Source organism: Halomonas sp. H5, assembly GCF_050613175.1.
Classification (GTDB): Bacteria; Pseudomonadota; Gammaproteobacteria; order Pseudomonadales; family Halomonadaceae; genus Bisbaumannia; species Bisbaumannia salifodinae.
Map to the genome: position 1 here is coordinate 1 of NZ_CP192510.1, position 22,721 is coordinate 22,721.

The 22,721-nt window shown below is 67.7% G+C and carries 18 protein-coding genes; 11 read left to right on the forward strand and 7 right to left on the reverse strand.

Annotation, left to right across the window (positions count from 1 at the left end):
- The 4 genes from dnaA to gyrB all read left to right on the forward strand — a co-directional run bounded on the left by dnaA (position 1) and on the right by gyrB (position 6,221).
- Entirely contained in the window at positions 1-1,461 is a 1,461-nt protein-coding gene (dnaA, locus tag ACQ1W9_RS00005) for a chromosomal replication initiator protein DnaA (protein ID WP_431024744.1), read from the forward strand.
- 63 nt (positions 1,462-1,524) lie between these two features.
- Positions 1,525-2,631, forward strand: a complete 1,107-nt coding sequence (gene dnaN / locus ACQ1W9_RS00010) for a DNA polymerase III subunit beta (RefSeq protein ID WP_346060847.1) — start codon at positions 1,525-1,527, stop codon at positions 2,629-2,631.
- A 54-nt stretch (positions 2,632-2,685) separates the two neighbouring features.
- The gene (gene recF, locus ACQ1W9_RS00015; RefSeq protein WP_431024745.1) at positions 2,686-3,774 is read left to right on the forward strand and encodes a DNA replication/repair protein RecF; all 1,089 of its coding nucleotides are present in this window, start codon (positions 2,686-2,688) and stop codon (positions 3,772-3,774) included.
- A 26-nt stretch (positions 3,775-3,800) separates the two neighbouring features.
- Entirely contained in the window at positions 3,801-6,221 is a 2,421-nt protein-coding gene (gene gyrB, locus ACQ1W9_RS00020) for a DNA topoisomerase (ATP-hydrolyzing) subunit B (RefSeq protein WP_431024746.1), read from the forward strand.
- 103 nt (positions 6,222-6,324) lie between these two features.
- Here gyrB and gmhB read toward each other — a convergent pair whose 3' ends face one another.
- The 3 genes from gmhB to glyQ all read right to left on the reverse strand — a co-directional run bounded on the left by gmhB (position 6,325) and on the right by glyQ (position 10,094).
- Positions 6,325-6,897, reverse strand: coding sequence for a D-glycero-beta-D-manno-heptose 1,7-bisphosphate 7-phosphatase (gmhB, locus tag ACQ1W9_RS00025; protein WP_431024747.1), 573 nt, complete (start codon positions 6,895-6,897; stop codon positions 6,325-6,327).
- Positions 6,898-7,074: 177 nt separating this feature from the next.
- Positions 7,075-9,141, reverse strand: coding sequence for a glycine--tRNA ligase subunit beta (gene glyS, locus ACQ1W9_RS00030; RefSeq protein WP_431024748.1), 2,067 nt, complete (start codon positions 9,139-9,141; stop codon positions 7,075-7,077).
- 2 nt (positions 9,142-9,143) lie between these two features.
- Positions 9,144-10,094, reverse strand: a complete 951-nt coding sequence (gene glyQ / locus ACQ1W9_RS00035) for a glycine--tRNA ligase subunit alpha (RefSeq protein ID WP_431024749.1) — start codon at positions 10,092-10,094, stop codon at positions 9,144-9,146.
- Between the two features lie 125 nt (positions 10,095-10,219).
- Between glyQ and rfaD the strand changes: the two genes are divergently transcribed.
- Both rfaD and waaF read left to right on the forward strand, forming a co-directional pair.
- Positions 10,220-11,176: an ADP-glyceromanno-heptose 6-epimerase gene (gene rfaD, locus ACQ1W9_RS00040; RefSeq protein WP_346060853.1), complete on the forward strand. Its 957-nt coding sequence runs from the start codon at positions 10,220-10,222 to the stop codon at positions 11,174-11,176.
- Complete coding sequence (waaF, locus tag ACQ1W9_RS00045) at positions 11,169-12,227, forward strand: lipopolysaccharide heptosyltransferase II (RefSeq protein WP_431024750.1); 1,059 nt, start codon at positions 11,169-11,171, stop codon at positions 12,225-12,227. The genes rfaD and waaF overlap by 8 nt, the downstream gene beginning before the upstream one ends.
- On the opposite strand, the gene ACQ1W9_RS00050 is transcribed toward waaF, so the two are convergent.
- Positions 12,224-13,927, reverse strand: coding sequence for a sulfatase-like hydrolase/transferase (locus ACQ1W9_RS00050; protein ID WP_431024751.1), 1,704 nt, complete (start codon positions 13,925-13,927; stop codon positions 12,224-12,226). The genes waaF and ACQ1W9_RS00050 overlap by 4 nt on opposite strands.
- Before the next feature lie 137 nt (positions 13,928-14,064).
- Between ACQ1W9_RS00050 and ACQ1W9_RS00055 the strand changes: the two genes are divergently transcribed.
- On the forward strand, positions 14,065-14,847 hold the full coding sequence (locus ACQ1W9_RS00055; RefSeq protein WP_431024752.1) for a glycosyltransferase family 2 protein: 783 nt from the start codon (positions 14,065-14,067) through the stop codon (positions 14,845-14,847).
- A 309-nt stretch (positions 14,848-15,156) separates the two neighbouring features.
- Here ACQ1W9_RS00055 and ACQ1W9_RS00060 read toward each other — a convergent pair whose 3' ends face one another.
- Positions 15,157-16,227 (reverse strand): glycosyltransferase family 9 protein, encoded by a 1,071-nt coding sequence (locus ACQ1W9_RS00060; RefSeq protein ID WP_431024753.1) that lies wholly within the window; start codon positions 16,225-16,227, stop codon positions 15,157-15,159.
- A 41-nt stretch (positions 16,228-16,268) separates the two neighbouring features.
- Here ACQ1W9_RS00060 and ACQ1W9_RS00065 point away from each other — a divergent pair, with 41 nt between their 5' ends.
- Positions 16,269-17,417, forward strand: coding sequence for a glycosyltransferase family 4 protein (locus tag ACQ1W9_RS00065; RefSeq protein WP_431024754.1), 1,149 nt, complete (start codon positions 16,269-16,271; stop codon positions 17,415-17,417).
- Here the strand turns inward: ACQ1W9_RS00065 and ACQ1W9_RS00070 are convergent.
- Entirely contained in the window at positions 17,378-18,124 is a 747-nt protein-coding gene (locus tag ACQ1W9_RS00070) for a 3-deoxy-D-manno-octulosonic acid kinase (protein WP_431024755.1), read from the reverse strand. The two genes, ACQ1W9_RS00065 and ACQ1W9_RS00070, sit on opposite strands and share 40 nt — an antisense overlap.
- On the opposite strand from ACQ1W9_RS00070, the gene ACQ1W9_RS00075 reads away from it, so the two are divergent.
- The 3 genes from ACQ1W9_RS00075 to waaA are packed head-to-tail and all read left to right on the forward strand — an operon-like array spanning position 18,123 to position 21,927.
- Entirely contained in the window at positions 18,123-19,196 is a 1,074-nt protein-coding gene (locus tag ACQ1W9_RS00075; RefSeq protein WP_431024756.1) for a glycosyltransferase family 9 protein, read from the forward strand. The genes ACQ1W9_RS00070 and ACQ1W9_RS00075 overlap by 2 nt on opposite strands.
- Positions 19,186-20,616, forward strand: coding sequence for a bifunctional D-glycero-beta-D-manno-heptose-7-phosphate kinase/D-glycero-beta-D-manno-heptose 1-phosphate adenylyltransferase HldE (gene hldE / locus ACQ1W9_RS00080; protein WP_431024757.1), 1,431 nt, complete (start codon positions 19,186-19,188; stop codon positions 20,614-20,616). Before ACQ1W9_RS00075 ends, hldE begins: the two co-directional genes overlap by 11 nt.
- 30 nt (positions 20,617-20,646) lie before the next feature.
- Entirely contained in the window at positions 20,647-21,927 is a 1,281-nt protein-coding gene (gene waaA / locus ACQ1W9_RS00085; RefSeq protein ID WP_431024758.1) for a lipid IV(A) 3-deoxy-D-manno-octulosonic acid transferase, read from the forward strand.
- A 111-nt stretch (positions 21,928-22,038) separates the two neighbouring features.
- Here the strand turns inward: waaA and rpiA are convergent, their stop codons facing one another.
- Complete coding sequence (gene rpiA, locus ACQ1W9_RS00090; RefSeq protein ID WP_431024759.1) at positions 22,039-22,713, reverse strand: ribose-5-phosphate isomerase RpiA; 675 nt, start codon at positions 22,711-22,713, stop codon at positions 22,039-22,041.
- Positions 22,714-22,721: the final 8 nt, after the last annotated feature.

The following is a 22,721-nucleotide window of genomic DNA, read 5'->3' on the forward strand; positions in this document are numbered from 1 at the left end:
GTGTCCGTCGCTCTTTGGCAACAGTGTCTGGATTACCTGCAGGACGAGCTGAACTCTCAGCAGTTCAATACCTGGATTCGTCCCCTGCAGGCGGAGGAAGGCGAGTCCAATGAGCTGCGCCTGCTGGCTCCCAACCGCTTCGTGCGTGATTGGGTCAGCGACAAGTACATCAAGCGCATCAATGAACTGCTGCGTGAGCTGGCCTCGGGCAAGCCGCCCAAGGTGAGCCTCACGGTGGGCAGCCGTGGCAGCGTGCCCAACCCGCAGCCCCGCAACCTGGGTGCGCCGGTCTCGGCCACGCCGCGCCGGCCCAGCGCCCCGGCGGTACAGACCCCGCCCCGCGGCGATGACTATGCCGACGAGAAGGAGATCGAGGCCCTCGAGGAGAGCGCCCCGCGTCGCGGCGAGCGCCAGGTGCAGGTGGAAGGCAGCCTCAAGCACTCCAGCGGCCTCAATCCCAACTTCACCTTCGAGACCTTCGTCGAGGGCAAGTCGAACCAGCTGGCCCGGGCCGCCTCCCGGCAGGTCTCCGAGAACCCCGGCGGCGCCTATAACCCGCTGTTCCTGTATGGCGGCGTGGGCCTGGGCAAGACCCACCTGATGCATGCGGTGGGCAATGCCCTGGCCGGGCGGCGCGAGAATGCCAAGGTGGTCTACCTGCACTCCGAGCGCTTCGTGGCGGATATGGTCAAGGCACTGCAGCTCAATGCCATCAACGACTTCAAGCGCTTCTACCGCAGCGTCGACGCCCTGCTGATCGATGATATTCAGTTCTTCGCCGGCAAGGAGCGCTCCCAGGAGGAGTTCTTCCATACCTTCAATGCCCTGCTCGAGGGGGGGCAGCAGATGATCCTCACCTCGGATCGCTACCCCAAGGAGATCAGCGGCGTCGAGGAGCGCCTCAAGTCGCGCTTCGGCTGGGGGCTGACGGTGGCCATTGAGCCGCCGGAGCTGGAGACCCGGGTAGCGATCCTGATGAAGAAGGCCGACCAGGCCAAGGTCGAGCTGCCCCATGACGCGGCCTTCTTTATTGCCCAGAAGATCCGCTCCAATGTGCGTGAGCTGGAGGGCGCCCTGAAGAAGGTGATCGCCGACTCCCACTTCATGGGCAAGACCATCACCCAGGACTTTATCCGCGAGTCGCTGAAGGACCTGTTGGCCCTGCAGGACAAGCAGGTGGGGGTCGACAATATTCAGCGCACCGTGGCCGAGTACTACAAGATCAAGCTGGCCGACCTGCTCTCCAAGCGGCGCTCCCGCTCGGTGGCCCGGCCGCGACAGATCGCCATGGCGCTGGCCAAGGAACTGACCAACCATAGCCTGCCGGAAATCGGTGACGCCTTCGGCGGGCGCGATCACACCACGGTGCTGCATGCCTGCCGCAAGGTGCAGTCGTTGCAGGAAGAGAGCGCGGATATCCGCGAGGACTACAAGAACCTACTGCGTTTGCTGACCAGTTGAGGCCAGGCGCCAGGCAAGGCGCGATGATTGGCCGCTATCAATCCCAGGACAAGTGGAGCCCCCATGAAATTTTCCATCTCCCGCGAAGCCCTGCTGCGTCCGCTGGCCCTGGTCGCTGGCGTCGTGGAGCGTCGCCAGACCCTGCCGGTGCTGTCCAATGTGTTGATCCAGGTAGACGAGGCGCAGCAGGTGGCCCTGACCGGCACCGACCTGGAGGTCGAGCTGATCGGGCGAACCGCCGCTTCCCTGGTGGAGGCGCCCGGTGCGGCCACCGTGCCGGCCCGCAAGCTGATGGACATCTGCAAGTCGTTACCGGACCAGGCCGAGCTGCACTTCGCCCTGGAGGAGGGGCGGGCGGTACTGCGCAGCGGTCGCTCGCGCTTTACCCTCTCCACCCTGCCGGTGGCGGAGTTCCCGAGCATCGAGGAAGGGCAGGGCAACACCGAGCTGAGCCTGCCGCGGGGCACGCTCAAGCAACTGATCGATGCCACCGCCTTCGCCATGGCTCAGCAGGACGTGCGTTACTACCTCAACGGCATGCTGCTGGAGCTGCGCGACAACCTGGTGCGCACCGTGGCCACCGACGGTCACCGCCTGGCGGTCTGCTCGCGGCCCGCCGATATCCAGGTCTCGCCGGCCCACAAGCTGATCGTGCCACGCAAGGGGGTGCTGGAGCTGGTGCGCCTGCTGGATGGCAGCGACGAGCCGGTCACCCTGACCCTGGGGGCCAGCCATGTGCGGGCCCATACCGGCGACTTTACCTTCACCTCCAAGCTGGTGGACGGCAAGTTCCCGGACTATGAGCGGGTAGTGCCGCGGGGCGGCGACAAGGTCTTCCTGGCCGACCGCGCCGAGCTGCGGCAGGTGTTGTCGCGGACCTCCATCCTCTCCAACGAGAAGTACCGCGGCGTGCGGCTGCTGCTGGAGGAGGGCAACCTGCGGGTGATGGCCAACAACCCGGAGCAGGAGGAGGCCGAGGAGAATGTCGCCGTGGAGTACAGCGGCAACAGCCTGGAGATCGGCTTCAACGTCGGCTACCTGATCGACGTGCTCAACACCGTCGACGACGACCGGGTGCAGATGACCCTTTCCGACCCCAACAGCAGCGCCCTGATGGAGCAGCCCGGCGGCGGCGATGCCATGTATGTGGTTATGCCGATGCGGCTATAATTGATTGATATTAATGTGTTTTTTGTCATGACTCGGCGTCGCTGAGCACCGGCGATGGCCATCGAGCGTCTCGCCTTCAGCGGTCTGCGCAACCTCGAGCCCCTCGAGATGCGTCCGCAGCCGGGGATCAACCTGATCCTCGGCCCCAACGGCAGCGGCAAGTCCAGCCTGCTGGAGGGGATTCATGTGCTGGGCATGGGGCGCTCCTTCCGCACCCAGCAGCTTCGCCATGCCATTGCCCACGACCAGCCCGCCCTGACCCTGCATGCGCGCCTGGGGGGCGATCTCGCCCTGGGGGTGCGCCGGCAGCGCGATGCCAGTGAGCTGGAGCTGCGCCTGGGCGGCGAACGCATCGCCCGTCTGGCACAACTGGCCGAGGCCCTGCCCCTGCAGTTGATCAACCCCGATGCCTTCCGCCTGCTGGAAGGCGGGCCGGCGGCGCGTCGGGAGTTTCTCGACTGGGGCGTGTTTCACGTGAAACACGGCTTTATGGAAGTGTGGAAGGGCGTGCGGCGGGCCCTGAAACATCGGAATGCCCTGCTCAGGCATGATAGAATCGATCCTCGCTCCCTGGATAGCTGGGAGCATGAGCTGGTGCGCTGGAGCGAGCGTCTGGACGAGTTACGGCAGGCCTATATGGGTGACTTTCTGCCGGTCTTCGAGGAGACCCTGAGAGAGTTGCTGCCCTTGCCGGATCTGGAGCTCCGTTACTCCCGAGGCTGGGACAAGCGTCGGCCCCTGGCCGAGGTCCTGCTTCAGGGGCGTGGCACCGATCGCCAGATGGGCTTTACCCAACAGGGCCCCCAGCGGGCCGACCTGCGCATTCGCCTGAAGCGGCGTCCGGCGGTGGAGGTGCTCTCCCGCGGCCAGCAGAAGCTGGTGGTCAGTGCCATGAAACTGGCCCAGGGACGGGTGCTGGAGGCCATGACCGGCCGCACCTGCCTTTATTTGATCGACGATCTGCCCGCCGAGCTGGATGCGGGCCATCGCGAGATGTTCTGCCACTGGCTGTCGAGTCTGGACTGTCAAGCATTCATCACCAGTGTCGAACCCCAGGCACTCGCCGGGCACTGGCGCCCGGAAACCCCGGTCGCCATGTTTCACGTGAAACAGGGCCGGCTCGAGTTCCAGGCGACGGAATGAAAAGACTTCACATGATGGAGTAGTCAATGAGCGAACAGGCTTACGACTCATCGAGCATCAAGGTTCTCAAGGGCCTGGATGCGGTACGCAAGCGCCCCGGCATGTATATCGGTGACACCGACGATGGCACGGGCCTGCACCACATGGTCTTCGAGCTGGTGGACAACTCCATCGATGAGGCACTGGCGGGGCACTGCAGCGAGATTCGGGTGGTGATTCACCCGGACGAATCGATCACCGTCAGCGATAATGGCCGCGGCATCCCCACCGATATTCACGAGGAGGAGGGAGTCTCGGCGGCGGAAGTGATCATGACGGTGCTGCACGCCGGCGGCAAGTTCGACGACAATTCCTACAAGGTCTCCGGTGGCCTCCACGGCGTGGGGGTCTCGGTGGTCAACGCCCTCTCGGAGGAGCTCAAGTTGACCGTCTGGCGTGCCGGCCAGGTTTATGAGCAGATCTATCGCCATGGCGTGCCCGAGGCCCCCCTGGGCGTGGTGGGCAAGACCGAGCAGAGCGGCACCCGGGTCCACTTCCGCCCTTCGCCGGAGACCTTCGCCAATATCGAGTTCCACTACGATATCCTGGCCAAGCGACTGCGCGAGCTCTCCTTCCTCAACTCCGGGGTGGCGATTCGCCTGCTCGACGAGCGTAGCGGCAAGGAGGAGCTGTTCCACTACGAGGGCGGACTCAGGGCCTTCGTCAATCACCTCAATACCAACAAGAGCACCCTCAATTCGGTGTTCCACTTCAATGTGGAGCGCGAGGATGGGGTCGGTGTCGAGGTGGCGATGCAGTGGAACGACACCTTCGCCGAGAACATCTTCTGCTACACCAACAACATTCCCCAGCGTGACGGCGGTACCCACCTGGCGGGCTTCCGGGCGGCACTGACCCGGACCCTCAACGGCTATATCGAGGCCGAGGGGCTGCTCAAGAAGGCCAAGGTGAATACCTCCGGTGACGATGCCCGTGAGGGACTCACCGCCATTATCTCGGTGAAGGTGCCGGACCCCAAGTTCTCCTCCCAGACCAAGGAGAAGCTGGTCTCCTCCGAGGTGAAGACCGCGGTGGAGCAGGAGATGGGCCGGCTCCTCTCCGAGTATCTGATCGAGCACCCCAGCGAGGCCAAGGCGGTGGTCAACAAGATGCTCGATGCCGCCCGGGCCCGGGAGGCCGCGCGCAAGGCCCGTGACATGACCCGCCGCAAGGGGGCCCTGGATATCGCCGGCCTGCCGGGCAAGCTGGCGGATTGCCAGGAGAAGGATCCCAGCCTCTCCGAACTCTATCTGGTGGAGGGGGACTCCGCCGGTGGCAGCGCCAAGCAGGGGCGTGACCGCCGGACCCAGGCGATCCTGCCGCTCAAGGGCAAGATCCTCAACGTGGAGAAGGCGCGCTTCGATAAGATGCTCTCCTCGGCGGAGGTGGGCACCCTGATTACCGCCCTGGGCTGTGGTATCGGCCGGGAGGAGTTCAATCCGGACAAGCTGCGCTACCACTCCATCATCATCATGACCGATGCGGACGTGGACGGCTCGCATATCCGTACCCTGCTGCTGACCTTCTTCTTCCGCCAGATGTCGCAGCTGATCGAGCGGGGGCATGTGTTTATCGCCCAGCCGCCGCTCTACAAGATCAAGCGCGGCAAGCAGGAGACCTACCTCAAGGACGAGCAGGCGCTGACCGACTACCTCACCGCCACCGCCCTGGATGGCGCCCGACTCTACGTCAATGCCGACGCCCCGGGCATCGCCGGCGAACAGCTCGAGTCGCTGGTCAAGCAGTACCGCGACGTGATGAATCGCATCGATCGCCTCTCCCGGGTCTATCCCGACGAGGTGCTGCGCAAGATGGTGCATGCCGCCGCCCTGAATGGCGACGAGAGTCTCCGCGATCGCGGCACCATGCAGCATTGGATCGATGGCCTGCAGGCGGAGATGGATGCCATGGTGGCCTACGAGGGTGGGCCCCGTTATGTCTTCCAGCTCCACGAGGATAGCGAGCGCGGCTTCTATCTGCCCAAGGTATCGTTGATCGCCCATGGGGTGACCAGCGACTACATCTGGGGCAACGATTTCTTCGGCAGCGCCGACTACCGCGCCATGGCCGGCCTGGGCGAGACCCTGGATGGCCTGCTGGAGGAGGGCGCCTATGTGGCCCGCGGCGAGCGTCAGCGGCCGGTGACGACCTTCTACGAGGCCCTGGAGTGGTTGATGAAGGAGGCCCAGCGCGGCTTCTCCATCCAGCGCTACAAGGGGCTGGGGGAGATGAACCCCGACCAGCTGTGGGATACCACCATGAACCCGGATACCCGGCGCATGCTGCGGGTCTCCATCGAGGATGCGGTGGCCGCCGATATGATGTTCAACACCCTGATGGGTGACGAGGTGGAGCCGCGCCGCGACTTTATCGAGCGTAATGCCCTGGTCGCCAATCTGGATGTGTAATTCCGGCTGCGCTGGGAGCTGAGAGCCATAAGCTTGAAGCTGTAAAAAAAATCGCCCCCATGGCCTGGCCATGGGGGCGATTTCGTCTGGGCAACCTTCCCGCCTATTGCGCCTGGTCGGCCAGCAGCCAGTCGACGAAGCCGGCCAGGTCGTCGAAGACGCGTGTCTCGCTGCCGCGGGCGGCGAGCTCCGGGTGCTTGGCCAGGGTGCGCTCGCCCTTGCCGGTCCTGACCAGCACGTTACGACAGCCCTGGGTCTCCCCGGCCTGGAGGTCTCTCAGGCTGTCGCCCACCATCCAGCTCCCCGCCAGGTGTTCCAGCCCCAGGGCGTCGCGGACCTGCTCGAGCAGGCCGGGCAGCGGCTTGCGGCAGTCGCAGTCGTCGTCGGGGCCATGGGGGCAGTAGGCGATATGGGCCAGCTCCCCGCCGGCCTCGGCGACTCGACGCCGAAGCTCCGCATGCATCTCTCCCAGGGCGGCCTCGTTATAGTAGCCTCGGGCGATGCCCGACTGATTGGTGGCCACCGCCACCATCCAGCCGGCCTGGCAGAGGCGGCCGATGGCGGCGATGGCGCTGGGGTAGGGGTGGAACTCCTCCAGGGACTTCACGTAGGCATCGGAGTCCTGGTTGATCACGCCATCGCGATCGAGGATGACCAGGCGGTCGGGGGAGGGCATGGGCGTTGCGTCCTCGTTGCTGTCGTCGGGTTGTGGGGAGTGTTTCACGTGGAACATCGGCTGCCAAGTCGGCTCGGCGCCGGTGATGTTCCACGTGAAACGTCCGCGTGGAGGAGTGAATAGAAAAGGGCCGGCGAGTCTGACTCGCCGGCCCTTATTGCCCTGAAAGGGCGGGACTTACTGCTGGAGCTCGGCGATATCCGCCACTTCCAGGAAGAGTGCCTGGAGGTCGGCGAGCAGGGCCAGGCGGTTATTGCGCACCGCCGGCTCCTCGGCCATGACCATCACCTCGTCGAAGAAGGTGTCCACCGGCTCGCGCAGGGCGGCCAGGCGATCCAGGGCGGCGCTGTAGTCGGCGGCCCGGAACAGCGGGGCCACTTCCTCGCGGCGGGCCGCGAGGGCCTGGTGCAGGGCCTGTTCCGCGCTTTCCTGGAGCAGCTCGGGATCCACCCGGGTGCTGCCGTCATGCTCCTGCTTGGCGAGGATATTGGAGACCCGCTTGTTGGCGGCGGCCAGGGCGGCGGCCTCGTCGCGGGCGGCGAAACCGTGCACGGCACGCATGCGGCGAGCGAAGTCCAGGGGCTTGGTGACCGGGCGGGCACGCACCGCCAGGTAGCTCTCCACCGCCATGCCCTCGTCCTGGGCCCAGGCACGGAAGCGCTCGAGCATATAGTCGAGCACCAGATCCACCAATCCCTCGGCCTTGGGCAGCTCGCGATGCTGCTCCACCGCCAGGGTCAACAGCTCGCGCAGGTCGAGATCCAGCTCGCCCTTGACCAGGATATTGAGCACGGCGATGGCGGCGCGACGCAGGGCGAAGGGATCCTTGGTGCCGGTGGGACGCTGGCCGATACCGAAGATGCCGGTCAGGGTATCCAGGCGGTCGGCCAGGGCCACGGCCTGACCGGTCGGGCTCCGGGGGATCTCGTCGCCGGCGTTGCGCGGCAGGTACTGCTCGTAGAGGGCTCGGGCCACGGCTTCGGGTTCGCCATCCTGGCGGGCGTAGTAGCAGCCCATGATGCCCTGCAGCTCGGGGAACTCCAGCACCATCTCGGTGACCAGGTCGCACTTGGCCAGTTGGGCGGCGCGCTCGGCATGCAGGGGGTCGCCGCCGATATGCTCGGCGATATGCCGGGCCACCACCGCGGAGCGATCGGCCTTGTCGGCCAGGGTGCCCAACTGCTGCTGGAAGACCACGCTGGCCAGGCCGTCACGGCGCTCGGCCAGCGGCGTCTTGCGGTCGGTGTCATAGAAGAAGGCGGCGTCGGCCAGGCGTGGACGGATCACCCGCTCGTTGCCTTCGATCACCTGCTGGGGGTCCCGGCTCTCGATATTGGCCACGGTGATAAACAGCGGCTTGAGCCTGCCGTCGCTACCCAGCAGGTGGAAGTACTTCTGGTTGGCCTTCATGGAAGAGATCAGGCACTCCGGCGGCACCTCCAGGAAGCGCTCGTCGAAGCTGCCGGTCAGGGCCACCGGCCACTCCACCAGGCCGCTGACCTCGTCGAGCAGCGCCTCGTCGATCACCGCCTCCGCCTCCTGGCACTCCGCCTCGGCCAGCACCTGCTCGCGGATACGCTCGCGACGCTTGTGGCGGTCGGCCAGCACATAGGCCTCTTCCAGGGTCGCCAGGTAGCCGTCGGCATGCGCCAGTTCGATGGCCTCGGGGGCATGGAAGCGGTGGCCATAGGTGGTGCGGCCGGCGGTGAGGCCGAGGATCTCGGCCTCCACCACGGCGTCACCGTAGAGCATCACCAGCCAGTGCACCGGGCGCGAGAACTCGATGCGCGAGGCGCCCCAGCGCATGTTCTTGGGGACCGGCAGGGTGGCGATGGCCTTGTCGGCGATGGCCGGCAGCAGGGCGGTGGTGGCCTCGCCCTGCTGCTGCTCCCGGTAGCCGAGCCAGGTGCCCTTGTCGGTCTCCAGGTGGATCAGCTCGTCGACGCCGACGCCACAGGAGCGGGCGAAGCCCTCGGCGGCCCTGGTGGGCTGGCCGTCCTTGAAGGCGGCGGCCAGGGCCGGACCGCGGCGTTCGACTTCGCGGTCCGGCTGCTTGTCGGCGAGCTCTCGAATCTCCACCGCCAGGCGGCGGGGCGTGGCGTGGGCGCGGATGGCGCCGAAGCCGATCTCGGCCTCGCTCAGGCCACGACGCAGGCCCTCGGCCAGGGCGTCGGCGAGGCTATCGATGGCACCGGGAGGCAGTTCCTCGACACCGAGTTCCAGCAAGAAAGTAGAGGATGCCATGCTCAAGCGTCTCCCTGTTCGTCGGCCAGCAGTTCACGGCGCAGGGCCTCGGGGGCCATGGGGAAGCCGGCGGCCTTGCGTGAGTCGTAGTAGGCGTGGGCCACGTCCCGGGCCATGGTGCGCACCCGCAGGATATAGCGCTGGCGTTCGGTGACCGAGATGGCGTGGCGGGCGTCCAGCAGGTTGAAGGTGTGGGAGGCCTTTAGCACCTGCTCATAGGCGGGCAGCGGCAGGCCGGCCTCGAGCAGCTTGGCGCACTCCTTCTCCTGGTGGTCGAAGGCATTGAACAGTGCCGGTACGTCGGCATACTCGAAGTTGTAGGTGGACTGCTCGCGCTCGTTCTGCAGGTAGACATCGCCGTAGGTGATCCGGGAGCCGTCCGGGGCGATGGTCCAGACCAGGTCGTAGACGCTGTCCACGTCCTGCAGGTACATGGCGATCCGCTCCAGGCCATAGGTGAGCTCACCGGTGACCGGGAAGCATTCGATGCCGCCGGCCTGCTGGAAGTAGGTGAACTGGGTCACCTCCATGCCGTTGAGCCACATCTCCCAGCCCAGGCCCCAGGCACCCAGGGTCGGCGATTCCCAGTTGTCTTCCACGAAGCGGATGTCATGCACCAGGGGGTCGATGCCCAGGCGCTTCAGGGAGCCCAGGTAGAGCTCCTGGAAGTCCTTGGGGGAGGGTTTCATCACCACCTGGAACTGGTAGTAGTGCTGCAGGCGGTTGGGGTTCTCGCCATAGCGGCCGTCGGTGGGGCGGCGGGACGGCTGCACATAGGCGGCGTTCCAGGTCTCGGGGCCGATGGAGCGCAGGAAGGTGGCCGGGTGAAAGGTGCCGGCACCGACTTCCATATCCAGCGGCTGCATGACCACACAGCCCTGTTCGGCCCAGTATTGCTGCAGGGCGAGGATCAGGCCCTGGAAGGTTTTCGCGTCAGGCGTCGACTCTGTCATTGGTGAAGCACCGGTTGGCCCATGAATTCACAAGGCGTCAAGTATACAATCAGTGGGGAATCGGTTATAGGCACCCGGGCAAGTCGGTCCGCGGCGCCGGCCCGGACGACATGAGGACGCAAGCGATGATCGTAGTAACAGGCGGGGCCGGCTTTATCGGCTCGAATCTGGTCAAGGCCCTGAATGCCCGCGGCCACCAGGACGTGATGGTGGTGGACGACCTCTCCGACGGCACCAAGTTCGTCAACCTGGCCGACTGCACCCTGGGCGACTACCTGGACAAGGAGGACTTCCGGCGCCGCGCCGAGGCGGAGCTCAACGGTGGGCCGGCGACCCTGCCGACCATCGAGGCGATCTTCCACGAGGGGGCCTGCTCCGACACCACCGAGTGGGACGGCCGCTTCATGCTCGACAACAACTTCGAGTACTCCAAGGTGCTGCTGCACTTCTGTCAGCAGCGCGGCATCCCCTTCCTCTACGCCTCCTCGGCGGCTACGTATGGCGGCAGCGAGGTGTTCGTGGAGGCGCCGGAGCACGAGAAACCCCTCAACGTCTACGGTTACTCCAAGCTGCTCTTCGATCAGTACGTGCGGGCCCGCTGGGATCAGTTCACCAGTCAGGTGGTGGGCTTCCGCTACTTCAATGTCTATGGCCCCCGGGAGCAACACAAGGGCAAAATGGCCAGCGTCGCCTATCACCATCACACCCAGGTGAGCGCCGGCCAGGACCTCAAGCTGTTCGGTGCCTGGGACGGCTATGAGGCGGGCATGCAGAGCCGCGACTTCGTCTATGTGGGCGACGTGGTCAACGTCAACCTGTGGTTCCTCGACCACCCGGAGCGGTCCGGCATCTTCAACCTGGGCAGCGGCCGCGCCGAGCCCTTCAAGGCCATCGGCGAGGCGGTGATCGACTACTACGGTCGCGGGAAGATCGAGTACATCGATTTCCCCGAGGAGCTCAAGGGGCGCTACCAGAGCTACACCCGCGCCGATATCTCGCGGCTGCGGGAGGCCGGCTACGACGCCGAGTTCAAGAGCGTGGCCCAGGGCGTGCGCGCCTACCTGGAGTGGCTGAATGGCTAGGCCCGAGGCCGCCGAGGGGCCACGCATCCTGGTGGTCGGCCCCTCCTGGGTCGGCGACATGGTGATGGCCCAGAGCCTGTTCATGACCCTCAAGGCGCGTCACCCCGGCTGCCGCATCGGCGTGGTGGCGCCGCCCTGGTCGCTGCCGATTCTCGAACGCATGGCCGAGGTGGACGAGGCCCATGGCCTGGAGGTGGGACATGGCCAGTTCGGCTGGGGCACGCGCCGGGCCCTGGCCGCCCGGTTGAAGGGGCGCTACGACCAGGCCATCGTCCTGCCGCGTTCCCTGAAGTCGGCCCTGGTGCCCTTCCTGGCACGCATTCCCCGGCGCACCGGTTTCACCGGCGAGCAGCGCTATGGCCTGCTCAATGACCGCCGGCACCTCGACAAGGCGGTACTGGACCAGACCGTGAAGCGCTTCGTGGCCCTGGGGCTGCCCGCCGAGGCGGCCGCCGCTGGGGACTTCCCGATCCCGATCCCGCGGCCGCGGCTGGCGGTGGATGCCGACAATCTGGTGGAGCTGCGCCTGGTCCAGGGCCTGTCGTCGCGGCCCGCCATCGGCATGATGCCCGGCGCCGAGTATGGCCCCGCCAAGCAGTGGCCCCTGGAACATTTCCGGACCCTGGCCGAGGCGCTGGTGGCCCGTGGGTTCGAGGTGCGGGTGCTGGGTGGGCCCAAGGACGTGGAGGCCGGAGAGGCGATCGCCGCCGGACTCGATCATGCCCATAACCTGTGCGGCAAGACCCGGCTGGCGGATGCGGTGGACCTGCTCGCCGATTGCCGCCAGGTGGTGACCAATGACTCCGGCCTGATGCATGTGGCGGCGGCGGTGGGTACCCGGGTGCATGCCCTCTACGGCTCCTCCTCGCCGGCCTATACGCCGCCGCTGACCGGCAGCGCCGAGATTCATACCCTGTCGCTGGACTGCTCGCCCTGCTTCCAGCGCACCTGTCCCCTGGGGCATACCCACTGCCTGACCCGGATGGCCCCCGAGCGGCTGCTGGACGCCCTGCTCGCCGAGTCTGGCCCAGCCCCTTCGAGAGTCGACTAGAGGGGCGGGAACTCCACCTCGGGCTTGTCCCGGGGTGTCTCGGTGATCTGCTCCGCAGAGCCCTGGACGTCGCCCTGGGGAGTGTCATCGTCTTGGTTCCCCTCGTCTCGGGGCTGGGGGGTGAGCCCCTCCCAGAGGCGTTGCTGCAGGGCGCGTTCCTGCGTCAGGCGACGATTGATCTCCTCGGCCCCATGACGTTCGACCAGGTTGAGGGTGGGAGCCAGCAGGGAGACCCCCAGGCCGGCCCGGTGCTGGGGAAGGTCGAAGCCCATGGCCTCCAGCAGGGTGGGATAGAGGTCCAGGGTCGAGGCCTCCCGCGTGACTGGGGGTGCGCCGACGCCTGGTCCCAGCAGCATAACGGTGTTGGCCCGTTCGCCGAGAATCAGCTGATCCCAGGCCGAGACACGCATGGTGAGGTGATCGCTGGCGATCATCACCAGGGTGTTCTCCAACAGGCCCCGTGCCTCCAGGCGTTCCAGGAAGTTGCGGGTCAGCCAGGCGGTGCACTCCACCGAGTAGAGGATATCCACGCCGTCGAACTCGCCCTGGCGCTCCCGACAGCGCCGGGACGGGTAGCCATTGGGAGCATGGCCACCCAGGGTCAGCACCACCAGGCCCCAGGGACCGGGCTCGGCCTCCAGGTCGGCGATCTCCTCCACGGCGACGTCGAAGAGGGTATCGTCGTAGAGCCCCCAGCTATTGAGGTAGTCGGGGTCCGTCATGCGCGGGACCAGCTCCTCGCGACCCAGCGCCCGGTCGAAGCCATGGCCCTCATAGAAGAGGCCCTTGCCGGCGAAGCTGGTGCTGGCCCCTCCCAGGTAGGTGAGGCGATAGCCCTCCTTGCTCAGTAGATCCCCCAGGCAGTCGATACCGGGAACCACGGCCTCCAGGGGCTCGAACTGGCGATCATGCAGCAGGCCCGCGGGCATCAGCGGTACCCCGCACTGGCTGGCGATCATCCCGGCCATGGTCCAGCCGGTATTGTCGATCTGGCGCACCCCTTCGAAGACGGTGCCCCGCTCGCCGAGGTGCTCGAGGTCGGCATAGGCATCGCCGAAGCGCTCCCGGTCGGCATAGGTGCGTTCGATGCTCTCCAGGTAGATCAGCAGCAGATTGGGCGGCGACGCCGGACGGCCCTGGAGGTGGGGCTCCTGATAGCGGCGGTCGAGCCAGGCCCCGTCCTCCTCCACCACGATGGCCGCTCCCCGCTGTCCCAGGCCGAAGAGCAGCGGGTTGCCGGCCACCAGGGCCAGCATCAACACCTTCTCCACTAGCCGCCAGCGCTTGTCGGTGCGAATCAGCCAGGTAAAGGCCACCAGGCTCAGGGCCGCCGCCAGGGTGTAGAGGACGGCCGCGGTGATGCGCCCGGCGCCGCCATGCTCCGATATGCCCGCCTGGAGATGGAAGAAGACCGCCCCCAGGTCGACGCTGCCGAAGCCATCGGAGAGATAGAGATAGAGCCACCAGAGGGCCAGGGGCAGCAGCGACCAGGGCCAGACGCGCCGGTAGCGGGCATGGCGGGGCGCCCCCCAGCCCAGCTTGGCGGCCAGGCCCAGCCACAGGCCGGCGATAGGCAGCAGGCTGAACCAGGGGATCGGCAGCAGCACGCTCAGGGCATGACCCAGGCAGAGGCCCAGGAAGCCCAGGGCCCACCAGCGGGGATGGCGCAGGGGGTGGCTTAGTAGATGGAGTCCGGACATCGAGGCGATAGCCCTGAGGGTGAGTGTGGGGTCTAGACTACCAAGCTTCGCCGCCGGGCTGGAGGGCGGAGGAGCGTTGCGGCGGGGGAGGGGCGCCCTTACACTGGCGCCCACCTCCCTCAGCGCAGGATCGCCTTATGTCCCTGGCCGCCGTACTGATCGTCAAGAACGAGGCCGAGCATCTCGCCGCCTGTCTCGATACCCTGACCTGGGCCGACGAGATCGTGGTGCTGGATGCCGGCAGCCAGGACGCTACCCGGGAGATTGCCGCCCGCTATACTGGCAAGGTGACGGTGGCGGCGGACTGGCAAGGCTTCGGTATCCAGCGCCGGCGCGCCGAGGCCCTGGTGGAGAGCGACTGGATCCTGATGGTGGATGCCGACGAGCGGGTCACCCCGGAACTGCGCAGGAGCATCCAGGCCGCCCTGGCCGAGGAGACCCCGGCGATCTATACCCTGGCACGGCTTTCCTGGTGTTTCGGCGACTTTATCCGCCACTCCGGCTGGTATCCGGATCGGGTGGCGCGCCTCTATCCCCGCGGCCGCGCCGGCTATAACCAGGCCCTGGTGCACGAGAAGCTGGAGAACCCCGAGGGGTTGCCGGTCAGGCCTCTCTCGGGCGATCTGCTGCACTTCACTTACCGCGACCTGCGTCACTACCTGGAGAAGTCGGCCCACTATGCCCAGGCCTGGGCGGAACAGCGGGCCGCCCGGGGCAAGCGCGGTAGCCTGGGGGCGGGGGTGGTGCATGGCATCGGCTGCTTCCTGCGCATGTACCTGCTCAAGGCGGGCTTCCTGGACGGGCGCCAGGGGCTGCTGCTGGCGCTGCTCTCGGCTCACTCCACTTTTGCCAAGTATGCGGATCTCTGGGTGCGTACCCGTACTAATCCGCCTCCCGGCGACACCTCCGATAGACACTAAAGGCCAAGGCCTTTTGCCGCTCTCCAAGGTAGCCACGGATCTCTGGGTGCGTACCCGTACTAATCCGCCTCCCGTCGACACCTCCGATAGACACTAAAGGCCAAGGCCTTTTGCCGCTCTCCAAGGTAGCCACGGATCTCTGGGTGCGTACCCGTACTAATCCGCCTCCCGGCGACACCTCCGATAGACACTAAAGGCCAAGGCCTTTTACCGCTCTCCAAGGTAGCCACGGATCCCTGAGTTCGCCCCGCACTACCTCGCCTCCCGGCGATGGCTAACCCGCTTCCTGGCGATTCCTCCGACTATTAATTATTCTTCGTTGTCAGCCAGGCAGCGAATCCGCTCGGCGATGGCCTGGGCCGCCGCCTGCAGGTCGATCCGACCCATCTCGGTCTCCTGGCCCGGCAGGGCCGGCGGGCTGAAGGCCAGCCGCTGCTCCGCCCGATTGCAGGTCTGCCAGCGCAACGGTGTCGCCGAGCGCTTGGCGGGGTAGAAGCCCGCCGTGGGGCGATCCAGGCAGCCGGCGATATGCAGCGGGCCGGTGGAGCCGGCGATAAACAGGTCCGCCGCGCTCAGGGTCCTGGCGAAGGCGGCCAGGTCGGGGCGCGCGGGAACCCGATGGGCCTCGAGCCCCGCGTCACGCAGTGACTGTGCCAGGTCATCGGCGGCGGCTTCCTCGCCGGGACCGGCGGTGAGCAGCCAGAGCGGCGGCCGGGGCAGGCGGGCGGAAACGCCGACCGCCAGGTCGCGATATTGCGCCGCCGTCAGATTGACCGCCGAGCCGCCGCTGCCCGGATGCAGGAAGAGCCAGGGGCGGCCGCTATCCAGGCCCAGCTCGTCGCCGAGCCGCCGGCGCTGGGCCCGGCGCTCCTCGGCGGGCAGCGGCCAGTAGGGGGGCGTTACCTCCGGCATGGCCTGCCCCAGCTCGCGCTGCAGGGCCCGGGCCAGCTCCAGGTTGTAGACGTACTCCGGCTTCTCGGAACGGGAGCGGCGCTGGGTGATCCGGCGGTTGTAGAAGACCTGGGCCCACTTGGTGGCCGGCGCCAGGCGCAGGGGAATGCCCGCCCGCCAGCCCAGCCAGCCGATGCGTGGCGTGGAGAAGAGGGTCAGCAGGGCATCGAAGCGTCCCTGGCGGAGGCTCTCGAGCAGCTCGCGCTGCGCCGGGCGCCCGGCCTTCTCACCGGGATCCACCAGCACCTCGTCCACCCAGGGGCAGGCGCGCGCCAGGGCGGCGGTATAGCCGGGCACCAGGACGGTGATATGGTTAGCGCCATTGGCCCGTTTAAGACTCGCCAGGGCCGGCCAGGCGAGCATGAAATCGCCGAGCTTGTCGTTGCGCACCATCAGGATGCGTCGCGGGGAGGAAGCGGCATCGGTCATCGGCTGGCCCGAGTCCCGGCTTGGCAACGAAGGAGACGACCTTGTCCCACAAGGTAATGCATATCTGCCTCTCTGAGGGGTGGGGTGGACTGGAGATGTACCCGGCGCGGATCATTCCCGAACTCGAGCGCCAGGGCTGGCAGGCCCATGGCCTGGCGCTGGCGGGCTCCCGGGTGGCGACCAGCCTCGAGGAGGCGGGCGTCACGCCCTTGACGGTGCCTTCCCGGGGCCGTGCCCTCCTGGCGGTACCGCGAATCCTGCGCTATCTGAAGCACCATGATATCCGTGTGGTGCATTGCCACAAGTCCAGCGACCTGCGCCTGGCCGCCCTGCTGGCCAGCCTCCGGCCCTCCCTGCGCCTGGTATTCACCGAGCATATGGGGGTGACCCGGCCCAAGAAGGGCCCCTACCACCGCTGGGCCTATGGCAAGCTGAGCCGGCTGCTCTCCATCAGCGAGGCGACCCGGGCCCGCAACCTCAAGGCCTTCGCCCTGCCCCCGGAACGCATCCGGCGTCTCTACCTGGGCATCGATACCACCCCCTACCGGCCGCGGCTGACGGAGCGGGAGCGCGATAGCCTGCGCGGCGAGCTGGGGATTCCCGAGGGCGCCCTGGCCATCGGCCTGCCGGGGCGGCTGACCCCCGGCAAGGGCCAGGAACTGTGGCTGGAGGCCCTGGCGGAACTGGCGCGGTTGGCACCGACGCTGACCTTCCAGGGGGTGCTGATCGGCGGCCTCAAGGCCAGCGAAGGCAGCGATGAGGCCTATGTGGCGCGCCTGCGCTCGCGTATCGCCGAGCTGGCCCTGGGCGAGCGAGTCACCCTGACCGGCTTTCGCCGCGACCTGCCGCGGCTGATGGAGGCCCTGGACGTGGTCTGCGTGCCCTCGCTGAACGAGGCCTTCGGCCTCACCGTGATCGAGGCGATGGCCGCCGGCAAGGCGGTGATCGGCGCCGATAGCGGCGCCATCCCCGAGTTGCTGCCCCCCGAGTGCGGTCGCCTGGCGCCCCCGGACTCGCCCCTGGCCTGGGCCGAGGCCCTAAGCGAGCTGGCCGAGGACGCCGGCCTGCGCCGGGCCCTGGGGGAAGCCGCCGCCGAGCGGGTCGCACAGGAGTTCGAGATCCGCGGGCATATCACCGCCCTGACCGGCGTTTATGCCGAGGTGCTGGATGAGGGGGCTTTCGGCTCCTGATAGCCGCGGCGGATCGCCGCCATGGCTTCGGGGACGCCGAACTTCTTCAGCGAGCGCTCCAGGCGTTGCAGATTGCGTTCGCGCCAGGGGCCGGGGGAACGCAGGCGGCAGCGGTCGAGGTCGATCAGCCACACCCGGTCGGTCTCGTCCACCAGCAGGTTGCGGGCATTGAGGTCGACATGATCCAGGCCCGCCTGGTGGAACTGGCGGATGGTGTGGCCGACCCGGGCCAGCAGGGTGGCGTCGGCGCGGGTCAGCCGTTCGGCCAGGGCCTTGGCACCGGGCAAGCGCACCGTGATCAGCGCCGCCTCATAGGTGGCGCCATGGCGCCAGACGCAGGCCGCCACCGGGCGCGGTACCGGCAGCCCCTGCTCATGGAGTGCCGCCGTCAGGCGCAGTTCGCGGAAGGCGCGGCTGCGCTCCTCGCCGGTCCACAGGTAGCGAGCCTCGCTGAGCCGGGCGATCAGCCCGCCGCGGCGATAGGGGCGCAGCACCCACTCCTCGGGGCCCGCGTCGAGGAAGAGGCTGGCGCCGCGTCCCGGGGCCTGGCCCACCACCGCCTGGCGGGCCTCCCAGAAGTCACCGCCAAACCAGGCCGGCGTCGGCGCGCCGCCGGGGCCGATTTGTGGCCCGGGGGCGGCGTCACTTAAACTGTCGGCATCATATAGAATGATCGCCTTTTCCGTTCGGGATATAACCAACCGCATGAAGCATCCTCTGCCCGCCCACCCCGAGCACCTCTGCGTGCTGCGGCTCTCCGCCCTGGGCGATGTCTGCAACCTGGTGCCGACGGTGCGCGCCTTGCAACGCCAGTGGCCCGGCGTGCGCATCACCTGGATCATCGGCAAGGGCGAGCACAGTCTACTGGCCGGCCTCTCCGGGGTCGAGTTCGTGGTCTATGACAAGGCCAGCGGCCTGGCCGGCATGCGCGCCATCTGGCGTCAACTGCGCGAGACCCGTTTCGATGCCCTGCTGCATATGCAGCAGGCGGTACGCGCCAGCGTGCTCTCCCTCGGTCTCAAGGCCCGGGTGCGTATCGGCTACGACAAGGGCCGTGCCAAGGACAAGCAGCACTGGTTCGTACAGCGTCACCTGGCCCCCCATTCCCGCGCCCATGTGCTCGACTCCTTTATGGACTTCGCCCGCCTGCTGGGCGTGGAGGACACCTCCCTGGCCTGGGACCTGCCGATTCCCGAGGCCGCCGTGGACGAGGCCCGGCGGCTCACCGGCGAGGCGCCCTATCTGCTGATCAGCCCCTGCAGCAGTGCGCGGCTGCGTAACTTCCGCAACTGGTCGGCCGAGGGCTTCGCCGCGGTGATCGAGCATGCCTGGCGTCAGTATGGCCTGAAAACGGTGCTCACCGGCAGCGATACGCCCCAGGAGCGGGAGATGGCCGAGCGTATTCGCCAGCTGTGCCAGGACGAGGTGCTGATCGATGCCATCGGTGCCACCTCCCTCAAGGGGTTGCTGGCGCTGGTCGACCGGGCCCGGGCGGTGGTCGCCCCCGATTCCGGCCCGGTACATATGGCCAATGCCCTCGATACCCCGGTGGTGGGGCTCTTCGCCACCACCAACCCGGAGCGGGCCGGTCCCTACCTGTGGCGTGACTCGGTGGTGAACCGCTACCCCGAGGCGGTGCGGACCTACCTGCACAAGGACCCCGAGGCGCTGGAATGGGGCCAGCGAGTACGTCACCCGGACGCCATGTCCCTGATTCGTGCCGAGGACGTGATCGCGCGCCTCGACGCCCTGCTATCGGAGCCAAGGAATGAAGCTTGATCTGACCGCCCTGGAACAGGCCCGCCTGCTGGTGGTGGGTGATGTCATGCTGGATCGCTACTGGCACGGCGGCACCTCGCGTATCTCTCCCGAGGCGCCGGTGCCGGTGGTCAAGGTGGGCGAGAGCGAGGACCGCCCCGGCGGCGCCGCCAACGTGGCGCTGAATATCGCTTCCCTGGGGGCCCAGGCCGAGCTGGCCGGCCTGGTGGGCGACGACCATAACGCCAGCCTGCTGAGCGAGCGCCTGGAAGACGCCGGAGTGAGCGTTCACTTCCAGCGCAGCGTCGAGATTCCCACCATCACCAAGCTGCGGGTGATGAGCCGCAACCAGCAGCTGATTCGCCTCGACTTCGAGGAGGGGCTCTGCGAGGTGGATACCGGCGAGCTGGGCGAACGGGTCGCCGAGCGCCTGGCGGAGGTGGACCTGGTGATCCTCTCCGACTACGGCAAGGGTACCCTCAACCGGGTCGAGGCGCTGATCGACGCGGTGCGCGCCGCTGGCAAGCGGGTGCTGGTCGACCCCAAGGGCGGTGACTTCCGTAAGTATCGCGGGGCCAGCGTGATCACCCCCAACCTCACCGAGTTCGAGGCGGTGGTGGGCCCCTGCCGCGACGACGCCGAGCTGGCCGCCAAGGGCGAGGCGCTGCGCAAGGAGCTGGACCTCGAGGCCCTGCTGATCACCCGCAGCGAGAAGGGCATGACCCTGATCCGTGCCGATCACGAGCCCCTGCACCTGCCGACCCGGGCCCGGGAGGTGTTCGATGTCACCGGCGCCGGCGATACCGTGATCGGCGTGCTGGGCCTGGCGTTGGCCGCCGGCCATGGCTTCCCCGAGGCCATGACCCTGGCCAACCTGGCCGCCGGCCTGGTTGTGGCCAAGCCGGGTACCGCCACCCTCTCCATCGCCGAGCTCTACACCGCCCTGCACGGCGACAAGCTGGCCGAATTCGGCGTCATCGAGGCGCCGGCCCTGGCGGAGGCCGTGCGCGCCGCCCAGGCCCGCGGCGAGCGGGTGGTGATGACCAACGGCTGCTTCGATATCCTGCATGCCGGCCATGTGGCCTACCTGGAGCAGGCCCGCAAGCTGGGCGATCGCCTGATCGTGGCGGTCAACGACGACGCCTCCATCGCCCGCCTCAAGGGCCCCAAGCGCCCCATCAATCCCCTGGTGCGGCGCATGCAGGTGCTGGCCGGCCTGGGCGCCGTGGACTGGGTGGTGCCCTTCGCCGAGGACACCCCCGCCGAGTTGATCGGCCGGGTCTTGCCGGATGTGCTGGTCAAGGGTGGCGACTATCGCCCCGAGGAGATCGCCGGCGGCGAGGCGGTGATCGCCCATGGCGGCGAGGTCAAGGTGCTGGGCTTCGAGGACGGGGTCTCCACCACGGCGATGATCTCCACCATCCTCGATCGCGAGGACTAGGCGGATGCGGATCGCGCGTGGGAAGCGCTGATGGGCTGGCCACGCTGGCTCTACTCGGCGGCCCTCTATGGCCTGGCGCCGCTGATCTGGCGCTGGGTCTGGCGTGAGTCACTGCCCACTCACCCGCGTCGCCAGCGCCTGGGGCTGATTCCTTCCTCGCCGCCCGGCGAGCGGGTCACCTGGTTGCACTGCGCCTCCCTGGGCGAGGTGGTCGCCGCCCGCCCGCTGATCGAGGCCCTGGCCCGTCCCGGCGAGCACCTGGTGATCACCACCATGACCGCCACCGGGGCCCAGCGTGCCCTGACCCTGGCCGAGCAGCTCACCGCGGCGGGACAAGGCACGGTGACGCATGCCTTCCTGCCCCTGGACTTTCCCGGCGCGGCGCGGCGTTTCGTGGCCCGGCTGCGTCCGGCCTGGGCGCTGTTCTTCGAGACCGAGCTGTGGCCCAACCTGCTGGCCGCCTGCCGGCGCCATGGGGTGCCGGTGGCGGTGCTCAACGGCCGCCTCTCCCCCCGGGCCTTCCGCGGCTATCGGCGCCTGCGCCCCTTGATGCACGAGGCGCTGGGCTGCGTCGACTGGCTGGCCGCCAAGTCGGCGGCGGATGCCGAGCGTTTCCGGGCCCTGGGCATGGCCGCCGAGCGTACCAGCGTCGTGGGCTCCCTGAAGTTCGATATCCGGCCGGATGATGCGGTGCTCGAGGCGAGTCGGCGCTTACGTACCCGGCTGGGCGAGCGCCCGGTCTGGGTGGCCGGCTCCACCCATGAGGGCGAGGACGAGCAGCTTCTCGATGCCCATGCCCGGCTGTGCCGAGACTATCCCCAGGCGCTGCTGATCCTGGTGCCTCGCCACCCCCAGCGCTTCGACGCCGTGGCCGAGCTCTGCGAGCGTCGGGGCCTGGGTACCGCCAGGCGCTCCCGGGAGGAGGCGGTGGACGGCGAGACGACGGTCTACCTGGGCGATACCCTGGGCGAACTGATGACCCTCTACGGGGCGGGAGACCTGGCCTTCGTGGGGGGCAGCCTGGTTCCGGTGGGGGGCCATAACCTGCTGGAGCCGGCGGCCCTGGGGGTGCCGGTACTCAGCGGCCCGGCCCTGGCCAACTTCGAGGATGTCGCCGAGGTGCTACGCGAGGCCGAGGCCCTGGTGGAGGTGGCGGATGGCGCGGCACTGGCCGAGCGTCTGGCGGCGCTCTTCGCCGACGCGGCCGCGCGGCGTCGTCTCGGGGAAGCGGGGCGCCATGTGGTGGCCGCCAACCGCGGCGCCCTGGCGCGCACCCTGGAAGGGCTGTCACGGCAGCCCTTCCAGGGGTAGTGAGCTTTTACTCCTGACGCGCTCAGGCCGGGGTAAGTCGGCCCCCGCCGGTCTCGGTGGCAATGAAAGGCAGCATATCCGCGCCGCGGGTGCCCTCTTCCACCTTTGTGATCAGGCCGGGGTAAGCCGTTCCACGCCGCTGTCGGTACCGAGCAACAACACATCCGCGCCGCGGGCCGCGAAGAGCCCATTGGTGACCACCCCGACGATGGCATTGAGGCGTGCCTCCATGGCCACCGGATCCTCGATCATAAAGTCATAGCAGTCGATGATCTGGTTGCCGTTATCGGTGATCACTCCCTCCCGATAGACCGGATCGGCACCCAGCTTGACCAGCTCCCGGGCCACATAGGAGCGGGCCATGGGAATCACCTCGACGGGCAGCGGAAACTCGCCCAGGGTAGTTACCCGCTTGGAGGCGTCGGCGATACAGATGAACCGTTCGGCGCAGGCGGCGACGATCTTCTCCCGGGTCAGGGCGGCACCGCCCCCCTTGATCATATGCAGGTGAGCGTTCACTTCGTCGGCGCCGTCGATATAGAAGGGCACGCTGCCGGTCGAATTGAGCTCGAAGACCTCGATGCCATGCCCCTTCAGTCGCTCGGCGCTGGCCTCGGAACTGGCCACCGCCCCCGCGAAGTCATCGCGCAGCCTGGCCAGCTGATCGATAAAGAGGTTGGCGGTGGAGCCGGTGCCGATGCCCAGCACGGTGTCGTGGTGCAGGTGGGGGCGGATCTCGTCGATGGCGGCGGCGGCCACCGCGGCCTTGAGTTCGTCTTGGGTCATGGGAGCGG